The organism is Acetobacter aceti NBRC 14818 (assembly GCF_000193495.2).
Classification (GTDB): Bacteria; Pseudomonadota; Alphaproteobacteria; order Acetobacterales; family Acetobacteraceae; genus Acetobacter; species Acetobacter aceti.
The window spans coordinates 1,488,681-1,502,530 of sequence record NZ_AP023410.1 but is presented as its reverse complement, the minus strand read 5'-3'; the positions used below and the strand labels follow the sequence as shown (position 1 = coordinate 1,502,530).

Sequence of the window (13,850 nt, the reverse complement as noted above, 5' to 3'; positions counted from 1 at the left end):
AGGAGCTGATCCCATGTCGGACACCACCACACAGACCCCGGCCCAGTCTTCAGCCGCGGGTTCGTCAAACAATGTCGGCCGTATCACCCAGATTCGTGGCGCTGTCGTTGACGTCCAGTTTGAAGGCGAGCTGCCCAAGATTCTTGGTGCGCTGCATGTAAAGCTGGGCAACCACACTCTTGTGCTCGAAGTGGCGCAGGAAATTGGCGAACACGAAGTGCGCTGCATCGCCATGGACACCACGGACGGTCTCGTCCGCGGTCAGGAAGTCGTTGACACCGGCGCGCAGATCTCCGTGCCGGTCGGCCCGGAAGTGCTTGGCCGCATCATGAACGTGATCGGTGAAGCCATCGACGAGAAGGGGCCGATCCGCACCACGCGTAAGGCTCCGATCCATCGTGAAGCTCCTTCCTTCGAAGAGCAGGCTGGTGCGTCCGAAATCCTCGTGACAGGCATCAAGGTTGTCGATCTGCTATGCCCCTACCTCAAGGGCGGTAAGATCGGTCTGTTCGGTGGTGCTGGCGTCGGCAAAACCGTTATTATTCAGGAGCTGATCAACAACATCGCCAAGGCGCACGGTGGTGTGTCAGTGTTCGCCGGTGTTGGTGAGCGTACCCGTGAAGGTAACGACCTGTATTTCGAAATGCAGGACGCGGGCGTCATCAAGGTTAACGAAGATGGTTCCACGGACGGTTCCAAGGTGGCTCTGGTCTATGGCCAGATGAACGAGCCGCCGGGTGCCCGTGCCCGTGTTGCTCTCTCCGGTCTGACGCAGGCTGAGTATTTCCGTGACGAGGAAGGTCAGGACGTCCTGTTCTTCGTCGATAACATCTTCCGCTTCACGCAGGCTGGTTCGGAAGTGTCCGCTCTGCTGGGTCGTATCCCGTCCGCCGTGGGTTATCAGCCGACGCTGGCCACGGAAATGGGTGCCCTGCAGGAGCGTATTACCTCCACGAAGAAGGGTTCGATCACTTCCGTTCAGGCCGTTTACGTGCCTGCCGACGATCTGACCGATCCGGCTCCTGCCGCGACCTTCGCTCACTTGGATGCAACAACGGTTCTCAACCGTTCGATCGCTGAAATGGGTATCTATCCGGCTGTGGATCCTCTGGACTCCACATCGCGTTCGCTCGATCCGAAGATCGTTGGTGAAGAGCATTATCAGGTTGCCCGTGACGTGCAGCGTATCCTGCAGACTTACAAATCCCTGCAGGACATCATTGCCATTCTCGGCATGGACGAGCTCTCGGAAGACGACAAGCAGCTCGTTGCCCGCGCTCGCCGCATCCAGCGCTTCCTGTCCCAGCCGTTCCATGTGGCCGAAGTGTTCACGGGCGCACCGGGCAAGCTGGTTTCGCTGGAAGACACGGTCCGTTCGTTCAAGGCGATTGTGGCTGGCGAGTATGACGATCTTCCGGAAGGTGCCTTCTACATGGTTGGCTCCATCGAGGAAGCAGTCGCCAAAGCTGAGAAGATGAAGGAAGCGGCGTAAGTCGCCGACGTCGGAAGGGACCAACAGAATGCCGATCAAGGTCGAGATCATCAGCCCGGAGAAGGTTCTGGTGTCCCGCGACGTGGACATGGTCGTCATGCCGGGTGAGGAAGGCGATATCGCCGCCATGCCCGAGCATGCCCCCATGATGCTGCTTCTGCGTGGCGGCACCGTTACTCTCTATGAAGGTGAGACCCCTACTGACCATTACTTTGTCGGTGGTGGTTTTGCGGATATGACGCAGACACGGTGCACGATCCTTGCGGACGAAGCCGTGCCGGTTACGGAAATTTCCATAGACGCCGCTACGGCAAGGCTTGAAGCCCTGACTGAGGCATGGGAGTCAGCTGACAAGTCAGATGTTTCCCGTCTTGAAGGTCTGATGTCGAAGATCCAGTCTGTGCGTGCAGAGATTGACGCTGGAGCTGGTGGCTGAGCGTCGCCAGTAACGGTCATTACAGTAAAAGCTCCGGCTCAGTGTTCTGAGCCGGGTTTTTTTTATATCTTGCAAATGTGTCTTCAGGCTTTGCGTCTGATCGCACAAAGGGACGCAATCCCTTTGTGGATGCTCTACCGGTAAAGTGGAGACAGACACTTTTGGGGCGGATGATTTTACAGAATTGTCTATCAAGTGCCCCTAGGTGTGCGGCTTAGCCGCGTCCCCGGTAACCCGGAACATCCTGAGCGGGGATCCAGACACCTTCCGGCGGCAGGCCCGTCTGCCAGAAGACATCAATCGGCATTCCGCCTCTGGGGTACCAGTAAGCTCCAATCCGCAGCCAAACCGGATCAAGCAGCTTGACGAGCGTTTCTGCGATCGTCACCGAACAGTCCTCGTGGAAGGCTCCATGATTCCGGAAGCTCGTGAGATACAGCTTCAGGGACTTGCTTTCGACAATCCAGTCACGGGGAATGTAGTCGATCACCAGATGCGCAAAATCCGGCTGACCTGTGACAGGGCAGAGTGATGTGAATTCGGGTGCAGTGAAGCGCACGACATACTGTCGTCCCTTGTGGGGAGCGGGAACGCGTTCCAGCTCCGCCTCTTCAGGCGACTGCGGCATCGGTGTGGATCGACCGAGTTGGGTAAGGGTTTCCCGGCCGTCATTCTGCGCGGTCATGGTCTGTCTCCATTCAATCTTTCAGGCGATGTGTCACTGGCGTGGTGCTGACGTCAAGGAAGCACACTTTCGCTTTTCAGCGGCTCTGTGTATGGAACGCTCATGGCTCAAAGTCCCCGATACAGCTTTCCGGCGCCCCGTCTGATTACCAGCACGACTGACCTTGCAGAAACAGTCGAAAGACTCAGAAACGAGACGTTCGTCACGGTCGATACCGAGTTCATGCGGGAAAAGACCTACTGGCCCGAGCTGTGTCTGCTTCAAATAGCCGGTGAGAAGGAAGTCGTCCTGATCGATGCCGTCGCCCCGGATATTGACCTGACTCCCCTGACGGCCCTGTTCGATGACCAGTCTGTCGTGAAGGTTTTTCACGCTGCCCGCCAGGATCTGGAAATCTTTTTGCATCTGTTTGATCGCTTGCCTCAGCCCCTGTTCGATACACAGGTGGCGGCGATGGTGGCCGGATATGGCGATCAGGTTGGATACGATAATCTTGTGGGCGCAGTCACTGGCGCATCGATCGACAAGAGTCATCGTTTTACGGACTGGTCAGTCCGTCCTCTGTCGCCCGCACAGCTGACTTATGCTGCGGCTGACGTGACCTATCTGCGTCTGGTCTATGAATCCCTGCTCAAGCAACTGGAGCGGGAAGGTCGGTCGGCATGGGTCAGCGCCGAGCAGGCTGCTCTTTCCGATCCGGACAGATTGCGGGTTGATCCGGAAAAGCAGTGGGAAAAGCTCCGCGCCCGGACCAACAATCGTCGGATGCTGGGTATCCTGCGGGCGATTGCTGCCTGGCGGGAGAGAGAAGCCCAGAACGCGAATATTCCTCGACAGCGTATGCTCAAGGATGAAAGTCTTCTCGAGATTGCCGCGACGGTGCCGGGTAATACGGACGATCTGGCGCGCGTAAGAGGCGTCAGTCGGGGCTTTGCGGAAGGTCGGGCCGGACAGGACCTGCTGGCTGTGATCCAGGATGCTGTCCAGCTTCCGGATTCCGAATTGCCCAAGGTTGTGCGGGGCGGGAAAGGATCGGATGGGCCGCGTCCTTCTCCGGCGCTGGTTGCATTGTTGAAGGTATTGCTGGCGTATCAGTGCGAAAAGCACGATGTTGCCCCCAAGCTTGTGGCCAGTTCCGATGATCTCGACGCTTTTGCTCTGGACCCCGACCCGACCGGGCCGCTACTGACGGGCTGGCGTCGTGATGTTTTCGGTGAGGAAGCACTTGCGCTGTTTGAGGGACATCTGTCTCTCGGTGTCAGCGCAGGGCGGCTTCGTCTGATACGGACGGATAATCAGGGCCAATCCCGTTCAGGTGAGAACGTCTGAACGGGGGACGAGACTTTGACGCGGCAAAATCACAAGACTCTGCGGGGCATTGTGATGTTCGCGACTGAGTTTCGATGGCTGTTGCTTGAGTGTGTGTGGCGAAAATCATATTTTCGCTCAGAACTCGGATCCGGGTGCGACCGTCCGAGAATGGGAGAGGCGTGTCATGGAATGGACAGACGAGACAATCGCCCGTCTCAAGGCTTTATGGCAGGAAGGACTGTCAACGGCTGAGATCGGGCGACAACTCGGAATTACAAAAAATGCGGTGGTGGGCAAGGCTCACCGCCTGGGGCTTCCTGCGCGTCCATCTCCGATTCGTCGACAGGATGGAAAGACAGCCGCCAAGAAAACAGCAGAGACTGGTGAGCAGGCCAAAACCTCGTCATCGCGTCGCCCGGTCAAGGAAGCGGTCGCTGCCGAGAGCGCTCCCGCTGCCTCTGGAGGAGCGGCTGTTCCCCAGCCCGTGACCGGTGCTGCTCCTGCGGTAAGCGAAGTTCAGATTAAAAAAGTGGTTGAAAAGCCGGTCGCTGTCAGCAGCACAAAGGCTGAAAGCACGCCCGTAAAGCAGGAGGCGGCTGTCGCGGTACAGGAAAAGCCGGCTGAGCAGCGTGTAAAAGCGACGGTTCCGGTCCTGACGAAAGTGACCCAGAATGAACCCGTTGTAGAGAAAGCGACCCTTGTCGAGAAAAAAGTCTCTCCGGCCTCGCGCCCCGCAGCTCAGCGTCTGGCTGCTGTGATGGAACCTCGTCGTCGCAGTGCAACCTGCTGCTGGCCGCTTGGCGATCCGGGAACACCAGGCTTTCACTTCTGCGGCGCAACACCTTTGCCGGGCAAGCCTTACTGTGCGGAACATGCCGCTCTGGCTTACGTCAAGCTGCGGGATCGTCGCGAAAACGCAGGCTGATCGTAAGAGCGAGAGCTTTCCCTTCGGATGGAAGCTGATTGTACTGTTTCCATCCCATTGACGGAGAAAATCTGTCGCTCAATCAGAGAGTAGCAATAAAAAACCCGCCAAACGGCGGGTTTTTTTATAATCAGATGCACAGGTCTGCCCCTGTGCTTTTCTGATGTCCTGTTTCAGGCAGGCTTGTCAGTCTTGATTGCCACTTCCTTGTCGGAGAGCATTTCCAGCTGACCCGTGATCTGACCACCATCTTCAACGCGCAGACGCTTGCAGGTGGCCTTACCGAGCAGGCGGCCAGTTGCTGCAACGGTCAGGTGACCGCGTACTGTGAGCGTGCCATCCACGGTGCCGGCGATTTCTGCATCTTCCACTTCGACGCCACCACGGAACAGGCCACCCGGAGCAACGGACAGCTCCTTGGCGTTGATCATGCTGGACTCGACAGTGCCTTCAACCACGAGACGCTCTGCATCCTGCACGGAGCCCTGAACGCTGATGCCACGACCGACGACGAGTGTGCGGCGGTCATCACGGGGAGCATTCACGGCTGAAGGACGCTGACCCGGGGCGGCACCCTGTCCGCCTGCGAGCGGTGCGCTCGGCGGGGTAGGGCCACCAGCAGGGGATGAACCCGGAGTTCCGGACGTGGGAGGAAAGGGGGCACGACCCATAGATGTTGAATCCTTCGAAGGTGAGGAAGAGCCAGCGGTGCTGGTTGGCGCCCTGTCCGGCTGGCCTGCAGGCTTGGGCGAAAAGATGGCTCCATGTCCGGCAGCGTCTGCATTTGCAGATTTGCTTTCGGAAGAACCAGAAGCTGGCGACCGGGAAACGCCGGCATTGCTACCGGTCGCAGATGTGGCCGACCCGGCTGACTGGGTCTTGGAGGCGTCAGGTTTGTGTCTCTTGAATAGCAAGAAAAAACCCCGTCACTCGTTTATGGGCCGCTGGGCGACCAGATAGCTGCCGACATCGTCAGCTTCGGAAGGGAAGTCTGTAACCAATGTCAGCGGTTCTTCACGGTTATACGCATAAGAGGCCGCTCGACAAGGGAGTTTGTTACGGAATTTTCCCGGAAAATGGCTGATAAATGGTTATCCATGTGCCAAAAATGGAAAAGAGGATGATCTGGAGGCATGGACTGCGCCAGCACATTGGGGGTAGAGGAAACCAGCTTTTCAGTCAGCGGGACCAGGGTATGACCATCCTTTACGATCTTTGCGGTATAGGAAACGCCATCACGGATGTGCTGGCGAAGGTGAGTTTCGATTTTCTCGAAGCTCAGGGCCTCGTGGCTGGGAGCATGACTCTCATTGATGAGGATAGGGTAAAGACGCTGCGTGATGCGGTGCAGGTCGAATGTGAGACAGGGGGCGGGTCAGCCGCCAACACCTGCGTGACCGCCGCCCAGCTGGGTGCACGCGTGGCGTATCTCGGCAAGGTGTCGGGCGATACGGCTGGAAACGCATTTTCTGATGACATGCGTGGGTGTGGCGTGACTTTTCCCTCCAAGCCTCTGGACGGACGCCTAGGCGCCAATCTGGCGACTGCCAGTTGCATCGTGTTGATCACCCCGGATGGTCAGCGAACGATGTGCACATATCTTGGAGCCTGCACACAGTTTTCTCCGGAAGACGTGCTGCCTGACGTCATCGCCTCGTCCTCGATCGTTTATCTTGAAGGCTATCTCTTTGATCCGCCGCATGCGCAGGAAGCCTTCCGTCGCGCTGCGACACTGGCGCACAATGCGGGACGTCAGGTTTCCCTGTCGCTTTCAGACCCGTTCTGCGTGGGCCGCCACCGGGATGCGTTTCTGGATCTGATCAAGGGACACATTGATATTCTCTTCGCCAACGAGAATGAGATCTGCGCTCTGTATCAGACAGACAAGTTTGAAACGGCTGCCCGGCATGTTGCAGAAGACACCACCTTCGCGGCGCTGACACGTTCCGAGCAGGGAAGCGTGGTGATCCGTGGCGGCGAGCGGGTCGATGTCGCTCCCGTGCCGACACAGGTTGTCGATACGACCGGCGCAGGCGATGCGTATGCGGCCGGTTTCCTGACTGGCCTGACTTCGAACCGTTCACTTGAAGAATGCGGACGACTGGCTTCGCTGGCAGCTTCCGAAGTGATCTCCCACTATGGCGCTCGTCCGCTTTCCAACCCTTGGAAAGACGCTGGCTTCTGAGAGCGGCTTATACTGGAGAGCTGAAAGATGCTCTCCGGTAGCGGGACATCAGGAATGGCCGCAACTGGTCTGATCCAGAATATGCTGGGCGCAGTCACGCCATTGCGGGGGACTGTAAGTCTCGCGAATGGAGGCGCTCCATTCAGCCAGCGCCAGCGGATCATCCAGTGTTTTAGAAACAGTCCTGAAAATATCTGATGCATTATCCGGATCGAAATAGCGCGTCAGAGCTCCCCCGGCTTCCGGTATGGCGGTTGTGCTGGACGCCAGACAGGGTTTGCCGGACGAAAGACTTTCCGAGACAGGCAAGCCCCATCCCTCCGCAAGTGAGGGGAACACGGTGAACAGGCAGCCGTCATAGAGAAAGGCCAGTTCCCTATCGGTGGGGCTGGCGATATGGCGTATTTTTCCGTCCAGCCATTTCATCCCTTCAAGCTGCTGCATCAGGTCATGCACCAGCCAGCCGACCCGCCCCGCAAAAACCAGTGTTGGCACACGGTCAGCCCCTCGCTCTTCCACAAGACGACGCCAGACCCGCACCATCTGGATGTGGTTCTTGCGCGCCTCCAGCGTGGAGACAAACAGAACATAGCTGTCGGGAGCAGGAAGATGCGCAGGACGGTCTGCTTCGGGTGCAGGACGTCGAAGAACTGCACCCACACCGATAGGCGTCGGTTCAGAGGACAGGGATATTCTTTGCTGCCGGACATATTTCTGAACATCGCGTGCCGTGGCAGCACTGGTGGTGAAAACATGGTCCGCCAGAGGCAGCACGGTTCTGTGCCATGCGGTGAAGCTTGCGATCACACCACGATCGCACCATTCAGGATTGAAAACCGGGATCATGTCATGGATGAGCAGTCCGAACGTCATTCTGCGACTATCGCGCAACCAGCGCACGGTTTGAGAATAGTCCGTAAAATCCCAGGGAGAGCCGGGAACCATAAAGACATCACCGGGACGGGCAAGTTCCGACAACAGAAGGCCGGAGTCAGCATTCAGGAGAGAAGCCTGATGTTGTCTTGAGTTATGGCGAACAGCTCTCCTGACCCGGCTGACCAGATTGTCTGCAAGCCGGGTCAGATGCCTGAAGGTTAAAACCTGCATGCTGACTGCTTCTTGCATGAGAGCGAACCGTTCCTGCGGAGGAGTGAATGGTCCGAGTTCGTCGGGCGAAGGAAGTGGGGATTGTGACGCCTCTTGTGAAACGGCCTTTTCGGCTGTTTTCTCCAAAAGGCTTTCCATGTCCTGCCAACTGACAGTTTCAAAATCACATGGTCCTGCAAAACGTCGCACGAACCGCACGTGTTTCGGTGCACATTCTACAAGCGCGCGCCCGAGTTCGGAGACAACGCGCTGGATACCACTCGGCCTGTTGTGTTGGCCGAGATAACCGAGGAGATCAGTCACATCGATCCAGAGCATGGACATTACGAGCGGTCCTCCGCATGTGACGCTGCAAGGCAGGCATCCAACAGCATGTCAGCGGACTGCGTCCATGAGGTGGGCATGAAGCGTGTTCTGATCTCGTTTTTCCAGAAGGCGATCTGTTCACGGTCAGTGAGAAGATCGCGAATTTTCTCCAAGGCATCTGTGACATTCTCAGGATCAAAGTAACGGGCGAATTGTCCCCCGGCCTCTGGTACGGATGTGGAGTGTAATGCGAGGCACGGAACGCCCATCATCAGGCTTTCCGATACAGGAAGTCCCCATCCTTCAGACAATGAGGGGAAGATGGTAAACAGACTGCCCTGATAAAGATGTTTCAGTTCTTCATCTGTTGGGTCTGAAATTAGTCGGATCTTGCCATTCAGCCAGTCGCTATTGTCGAGTTGTTGCATCAGGTCGCGCACCAACCAACCGACGCGTCCGGCAAACACCAGTGTTGGAATGTCGGCTTCATTTCCATCATTGAGAAGACGACGCCAGACACGCAGCAGGAACGCGTGATTTTTGCGCACTTCCAGCGTTGAAACGAACAGAACATAGGAGCCTGCGGCGGGCAGTCCCATCGGAATCGTTTCTGACTCTGCCTGCATATCGCTGAAACCGGAGCCCATAGGCATGATCTGAACAGCTGAAGAAAATTTCAGACCGTGTTCGACTGCATACTGCTCCACATCGCGGGCTGTCGCCTTGCTGACGGCCAAAAGCTGGGCGCAGTGTGGTAGGCTGGTCTTCAGCCAGTGCTGAAAATTCCTGACCAGAGAAGGATCGCACCATTCAGGACGGCGAAACGGGATCAGGTCATGGATGAGCAGGACGGGACGTGAATCATAAAGTTTGCGTGCCTGATGCAGGCGTTCGTTGAAAAGAGGATCGCTCCATGCCGCGCCAAGGATCAGGAAGATATCTTTCTGTTCAGATGAGGACGTCTCTTTACGAAATTCATTTGTATCATTGGCAAAGATTTCGGGAGATTTTTCCGCGTGTGAAGCTGCCTTTCTGTTGCGCGTCGTTTTGAAGCATTGGCGCAGTAGACGTATCGCTCGAATTTGCGCGATACCGGACGCCAGAAGGGGTTTTCCTATATCCTCCGGCATGGATTGAAATTGTGTAATCAGAGATCTGCGCAGGCTCCCACCCAACCGACGCTGAGGAAGAAGAGTCTGGCCGGTGCGACGGGTGTTCCCGCGCCTTTTACTCGACGGGTCAATACCGGTAAGAGTGCCGAACAGAGCTGTGATGTCGGACCATGAGACTTCTTCAAAAGGCTCGCCATTCCGGCCCCGGCGTACAAACAGAATGCGGGGTGTGTCGGGATGTGCGGCCGCCCGCTCCTCCAGAACGCTCAGAATCTCGTAGACGACGCGCTGGATGCCGCTTGGTCTGGGATTGGCCATCGCATACTGGAAAAGATCGTCAACATCGACGCGGATCGTGCATTGAGAAGAAGATCGTATCATAAGGCTCAGGCCTGTTGCGTGGCGGCGTAATGGCATCCACCATTACTAGAGGGTTTCCGTCAACCTGATAGCGGATCGAAGTATATTTGATACAAAAACGATATTTTGAGACTCTTCTGAATCGGTCTGCTTCTCTTTCCGCACGTCAGATCCATGAAGCGGTCCTCGCCATGGGAGCGATGTTTCGTGTTGGGTTGGAGCGTCTGCCCGATCAGGGCGAGATCAGGCGACTCATGCGTCGCGCCGTGGATCGTAAAACCGGCGAGGTAACGCTGGCTTCATTGCGCTCTCTGGCGCGGATTGTGGTGCACTCAGACGCGTTTCATCGGTCGTATGAACATAGGATGGGCATTTCCATTGCCTTGGATGCGTATCTGAAACAGCGCCTCTGTGACGAACTGGTTGTGGCGGCTCAGCTTCCTGAAAACCGTGCCGGAATCATGCCGTTTCAGTTGTGTTATCCGGACAGTGCACCTCTCGATGATGATCGCGCCTATGCATTGTGGTTTCTTTCGGTTTCGCAGGCTGAGGCTGAAAACAGGCTGAAAAAGCTGTGTCGAAGTCAGATATCTTTCGATATCTATATGACCGTTGGAACTGGTGACATTGAATCTTCCCAGCTCACGCTGAACTCGTTTTTTAGGCAAGGGGATGCTGACTGGACGTTGCATGTGGCGGCATCTAACGAGGTGTTCGAATGTCTGAATCCCGGCTCTGATCAGAAGCGTATCCGTCATACGGCGAAGCTGCTCGAAGGCAAGGCGCCCTATGTCGCTTTCATTGAGCCAGGTGACAGGCTCGCCGACGGTGCGCTTGCTCATATCGCCGCAGTGCTTGAGATCAGGCCAGAGACGGTTCTGCTTTTCACCGATGAAGACAGGATTGATCCGGCGGGTAATCATATCCGGGCCTGTTTGAAACCGGGCTGGAGCGATGACCAGTTACTGCTTGGTGATACGGTTGGACGGCTCAGCATTTTTTCAAGACAGCGTGTGCTGGAGGTTGCCGAAGAACTCGATACAGTTGAAGAATTGCGTGCGTTGCCACAGCCGTTGGCATGCTGGCTGTATGCGTTGAAACTTGCAGTCGTGGAGGGTGTGAAACCGGAGCAGATTGTTCATCTGCCAGCCGTGCTGTTTCATCGTTTCAGAGATAATTCCGATGACGTGTCTCTCCAGCGCAGGCTGGCGAAAAGGCATCTTGCTGTTCATCGACCGGGCATAGTGCTGACGGAGATGCCTTTGGTGCCTGTGCAGGCCGGAAGCGCATGTCCTGTTCGGGTCTGTTACCCGCTACTGTCCGTCCTTCCGCTTGTGTCGATCATTATTCCTACAAGAGACAGGCCCGATTTTTTGCGGGCGTGTCTACAGGGACTTCTTGAAGAAACAGACTATCCGCGTTTTGAAATCATCGTGGTGGATAATGGCAGCATCCAGCCTGATATGCTGGCGCTTCTGGAAAAAGTATCCCGCCATCCGACCGTGACCGTTCTCCGGCAGGAAGGTGCATTCAACTGGGCAAGGCTGAACAATCAGGCTGCGGCGCGTAGTCAGGGCGATCTGTTGCTTCTGCTTAATGATGACGTGCGTATTCTGCATTCGGACTGGCTGGAGGAGATGGTGAGGCAGAATCTGCGTCCGGGAGTGGGTGTTGTGGGAGCGCGGTTGCTCTACCCGGACGGCACGCTTCAACATGCCGGGGTGATGCTGTCACGGGATGGCGCGACGCATCTGCTGCGCGGGGCGAAAGCCGGAGGTGCGGGATATCTGAACGCGCTGATCTGTCAGCGGGATCTGAGCGCCGTCACGGGAGCCTGCCTGATGATCCGCCGGGAAGTATTCGATCAGGTGGGCGGTATTGATGAGTCTTTTGCTGTGTCCTGCAATGACATCGATTTATGTCTGCGGGTCAGAGCCGCCGGCTGGCGGATCGTATGGACGCCGCATGCAACCCTTACGCATGTGGATGGCGGCACGCGAGGGCAGGATGCGACACCGCCGCAGATTCTGAAACATTGGCAGGAAACGGCGCGTCTGGTTGGGCGCTGGACAGATTGGATGGAGCAGGATTTTGCGGTCAATCCCGCCTTGCGTGTGACGGATGATGCGCTGCTTCTGCGTTTTCCAACAAGAGCAGGCGATTGAAGTTTCTCGGCGTGCCAGCAGGGAAGCCTGCATGTTTTCGTATCTTAGAGTGTTGTTTTGATATAATTTTTAGTGGTTCGGTTGTTATATCTGTCAGTGGGATATTCCTGGCTGATCCATGAAACGTGGTAGCGCCAGTGCAGAAACGGTTTGGATATGTTCTTGACGTAGTCTCGCGCTATGGTCAGCGAGGATAATAGTGATGCTTGAGAGGGTAGCCATGGACGACGCGGCACAAACAGTCGGGGCCGACAAGGGGTTCATGACTGACTATCTGCGTCAGTCAGCCGAGGCGATGGCGGCTTTTGCGCAGGATGAAGCGTCTCAGGCCGTTATGCTGGATATGGGCGTACGAATTGTGACTGCGCTGGAAAACGGCGGACGGCTCCTGATTGCAGGCAATGGCGGCAGTGCTGCCGATGCGCAGCATATCGCGGGCGAATTCACGGCCCGGCTGATGTACGACCGTCGTCCTCTGAGTGCGGTTGCTCTGACAACCGACACGTCCGGCATCACCGCCATCGGCAATGATTACGGCTTTGCCGATATCTTCTCGCGTCAGGTCATGGCGCTGGGCCGGGAAGGGGATGTCTTTCTCGGCATCACCACTTCTGGGCGTTCTCCCAACATCCTGCGGGCTTTTGAGGCTGCGCGTGAAATCGGTCTGGTGACAGCGGCGTTCACAGGTCATGCAGGCGTACAGGGCGTGCATTGTGACGTCACGCTCGCGGTGCCTGCCAACTGGACGCCTGTGATTCAGCAGTTGCACATCACCGCCGCGCATATCGTCTGCGGGTTGGTCGAACGGGCGCTGTGCCCGCGTCCGGTTGGTGTGTGAGCAGAAAACGGCTGTGACAGGCGAAAGCAGAGAGCGGTCGGGGGGAGACTTTTCCGTGCCTCCGGTCGATCCTGTGGAAGAGCAGGCTTTTCTGGAGCGGCGTTTGCTGGAGCTTCTGGAGAAGCGTCAGTCTGACGACCGACACATTCAGGCGCTGGAAAGCCGTGTAGCCGATCTGGAGAGACAGCTTGCGGAGGCGCGCTTCGGCAGGATTGGACCGGTTGTGCTGCTGGTCGCGAGAAAACTGCTCAGGCGGCTGCGGCAATACAGACGATTGTAAGAGACAGTTGCAGAAATCTGACTGAAATTTTTACAAAACAAAAAACGCCGCCTTCCTGAGAAAGGCGACGTTCGGAATATTGGGCTTATTTAAAACAGCCGCGGGAATGCGGCTTTTCCTGAGCCGCTTTCAGAGCGGCTGGAGAATATGCACCGATAATGGAGCGGCCAGAAGCGGCTCCAGAATAGCGGCCATTTTCTTGAAATGCGGTGTTTCCATATGAGCCTGCAAGGCCTCACGGCTGTCCCAGCGCTCAATGAAAATCAGCGTGTCGGGATTATCGAGATCGCGATGCGGTGTGTAGCCGTGGTTGGTGCTTTCCGCCCGTGAGGGCTCCACACACGCCTTCATGGCTGCGGCAGCTTCCGCTTCCTTCCCGGGTTTCACCTTCACAATGGCGACAACTTCAATCTGAGACATCTGCGTGACTCCCCCTGATGCGTGGACGGACGACGCGGCATTCTGACGAAGCCAGCACCGATAACAGGCGCATAGTGTGGACGGGATCAGTGGTTCCGCCAAGTGCCGTGCCTCTATGGGGAGTTACCGTCAGTCGTGTATAAGCTGGTTAGATATCAGCATTGAACGCGGCACAGGGCTTCTGGCGGCGTGGTTTTCACGGCATGGGAGAGAAAATGGCAGACACGC

Annotated in this window: 13 protein-coding genes; 8 read left to right on the top strand and 5 right to left on the bottom strand. The window is 56.7% G+C overall.

All coding sequences use genetic code 11. The features are described 5' to 3' along the window. The first annotated feature begins 13 nt into the window (after positions 1–13). Together atpD and atpC are read left to right on the top strand one after the other, a co-directional pair. Entirely contained in the window at positions 14–1,492 is a 1,479-nt protein-coding gene (gene atpD / locus EMQ_RS06765; protein ID WP_010665848.1) for a F0F1 ATP synthase subunit beta, read from the top strand. Positions 1,493–1,520: 28 nt separating this feature from the next. Continuing rightward, a complete protein-coding gene (gene atpC, locus EMQ_RS06760) occupies positions 1,521–1,928 on the top strand; it encodes an ATP synthase F1 subunit epsilon (protein ID WP_010665847.1) in 408 nt (135 codons plus the stop codon). Between the two features lie 214 nt (positions 1,929–2,142). Here the strand turns inward: atpC and queF are convergent, their stop codons facing one another. Further along, positions 2,143–2,613, bottom strand: a complete 471-nt coding sequence (queF, locus tag EMQ_RS06755) for a preQ(1) synthase (protein ID WP_010665846.1) — start codon at positions 2,611–2,613, stop codon at positions 2,143–2,145. Positions 2,614–2,715: 102 nt separating this feature from the next. Here queF and rnd point away from each other — a divergent pair, with 102 nt between their 5' ends. Both rnd and EMQ_RS06745 read left to right on the top strand, forming a co-directional pair. Continuing rightward, the gene (rnd, locus tag EMQ_RS06750; protein WP_010665845.1) at positions 2,716–3,942 is read left to right on the top strand and encodes a ribonuclease D; all 1,227 of its coding nucleotides are present in this window, start codon (positions 2,716–2,718) and stop codon (positions 3,940–3,942) included. 166 nt (positions 3,943–4,108) lie between these two features. After that, positions 4,109–4,849 carry a GcrA family cell cycle regulator gene (locus tag EMQ_RS06745; protein WP_010665844.1) on the top strand — a complete coding sequence of 247 codons (741 nt, stop codon included), beginning with the start codon at positions 4,109–4,111 and terminating at the stop codon, positions 4,847–4,849. A 173-nt stretch (positions 4,850–5,022) separates the two neighbouring features. Here EMQ_RS06745 and EMQ_RS06740 read toward each other — a convergent pair whose 3' ends face one another. Beyond that, entirely contained in the window at positions 5,023–5,763 is a 741-nt protein-coding gene (locus EMQ_RS06740; RefSeq protein WP_373278083.1) for a bactofilin family protein, read from the bottom strand. Positions 5,764–6,044: 281 nt separating this feature from the next. On the opposite strand from EMQ_RS06740, the gene EMQ_RS06735 reads away from it, so the two are divergent. Continuing rightward, a complete protein-coding gene (locus EMQ_RS06735; RefSeq protein ID WP_018308277.1) occupies positions 6,045–7,034 on the top strand; it encodes an adenosine kinase in 990 nt (329 codons plus the stop codon). A 48-nt stretch (positions 7,035–7,082) separates the two neighbouring features. On the opposite strand, the gene EMQ_RS06730 is transcribed toward EMQ_RS06735, so the two are convergent. Next, positions 7,083–8,141, bottom strand: a complete 1,059-nt coding sequence (locus EMQ_RS06730; RefSeq protein WP_231367981.1) for a glycosyltransferase family 4 protein — start codon at positions 8,139–8,141, stop codon at positions 7,083–7,085. Positions 8,142–8,464: 323 nt separating this feature from the next. Continuing rightward, complete coding sequence (locus tag EMQ_RS06725; RefSeq protein WP_018308278.1) at positions 8,465–9,940, bottom strand: glycosyltransferase family 4 protein; 1,476 nt, start codon at positions 9,938–9,940, stop codon at positions 8,465–8,467. Between the two features lie 86 nt (positions 9,941–10,026). Here EMQ_RS06725 and EMQ_RS06720 point away from each other — a divergent pair, with 86 nt between their 5' ends. The 3 genes from EMQ_RS06720 (at position 10,027) to EMQ_RS06710 (ending at position 13,202) form a co-directional block, all read left to right on the top strand. Next, positions 10,027–12,084 carry a glycosyltransferase family 2 protein gene (locus EMQ_RS06720; RefSeq protein WP_010668929.1) on the top strand — a complete coding sequence of 686 codons (2,058 nt, stop codon included), beginning with the start codon at positions 10,027–10,029 and terminating at the stop codon, positions 12,082–12,084. A gap of 202 nt (positions 12,085–12,286) precedes the next feature. After that, the gene (locus EMQ_RS06715) at positions 12,287–12,922 is read left to right on the top strand and encodes a D-sedoheptulose 7-phosphate isomerase (RefSeq protein ID WP_010668930.1); all 636 of its coding nucleotides are present in this window, start codon (positions 12,287–12,289) and stop codon (positions 12,920–12,922) included. Between the two features lie 55 nt (positions 12,923–12,977). Beyond that, positions 12,978–13,202 (top strand): hypothetical protein, encoded by a 225-nt coding sequence (locus EMQ_RS06710; RefSeq protein WP_231367982.1) that lies wholly within the window; start codon positions 12,978–12,980, stop codon positions 13,200–13,202. A gap of 129 nt (positions 13,203–13,331) precedes the next feature. Here the strand turns inward: EMQ_RS06710 and EMQ_RS06705 are convergent, their stop codons facing one another. After that, on the bottom strand, positions 13,332–13,622 hold the full coding sequence (locus EMQ_RS06705; protein ID WP_010667379.1) for a putative quinol monooxygenase: 291 nt from the start codon (positions 13,620–13,622) through the stop codon (positions 13,332–13,334). Positions 13,623–13,850 lie beyond the last annotated feature (228 nt).

What these genes read in the sequence shown, in the direction of transcription:
- atpD (WP_010665848.1), top strand. Translation starts at nt 14, where the DNA reads ATGTCGGACACCACCACACAGACCCCGGCCCAGTCTTCAGCCGCGGGT.
- atpC (WP_010665847.1), top strand. Translation starts at nt 1,521, where the DNA reads ATGCCGATCAAGGTCGAGATCATCAGCCCGGAGAAGGTTCTGGTGTCC.
- queF (WP_010665846.1), bottom strand. Translation starts at nt 2,613, where the DNA reads ATGACCGCGCAGAATGACGGCCGGGAAACCCTTACCCAACTCGGTCGA.
- rnd (WP_010665845.1), top strand. Translation starts at nt 2,716, where the DNA reads ATGGCTCAAAGTCCCCGATACAGCTTTCCGGCGCCCCGTCTGATTACC.
- EMQ_RS06745 (WP_010665844.1), top strand. Translation starts at nt 4,109, where the DNA reads ATGGAATGGACAGACGAGACAATCGCCCGTCTCAAGGCTTTATGGCAG.
- EMQ_RS06735 (WP_018308277.1), top strand. Translation starts at nt 6,045, where the DNA reads ATGACCATCCTTTACGATCTTTGCGGTATAGGAAACGCCATCACGGAT.
- EMQ_RS06730 (WP_231367981.1), bottom strand. Translation starts at nt 8,141, where the DNA reads ATGCAGGTTTTAACCTTCAGGCATCTGACCCGGCTTGCAGACAATCTG.
- EMQ_RS06725 (WP_018308278.1), bottom strand. Translation starts at nt 9,940, where the DNA reads ATGATACGATCTTCTTCTCAATGCACGATCCGCGTCGATGTTGACGAT.
- EMQ_RS06715 (WP_010668930.1), top strand. Translation starts at nt 12,287, where the DNA reads ATGCTTGAGAGGGTAGCCATGGACGACGCGGCACAAACAGTCGGGGCC.
- EMQ_RS06705 (WP_010667379.1), bottom strand. Translation starts at nt 13,622, where the DNA reads ATGTCTCAGATTGAAGTTGTCGCCATTGTGAAGGTGAAACCCGGGAAG.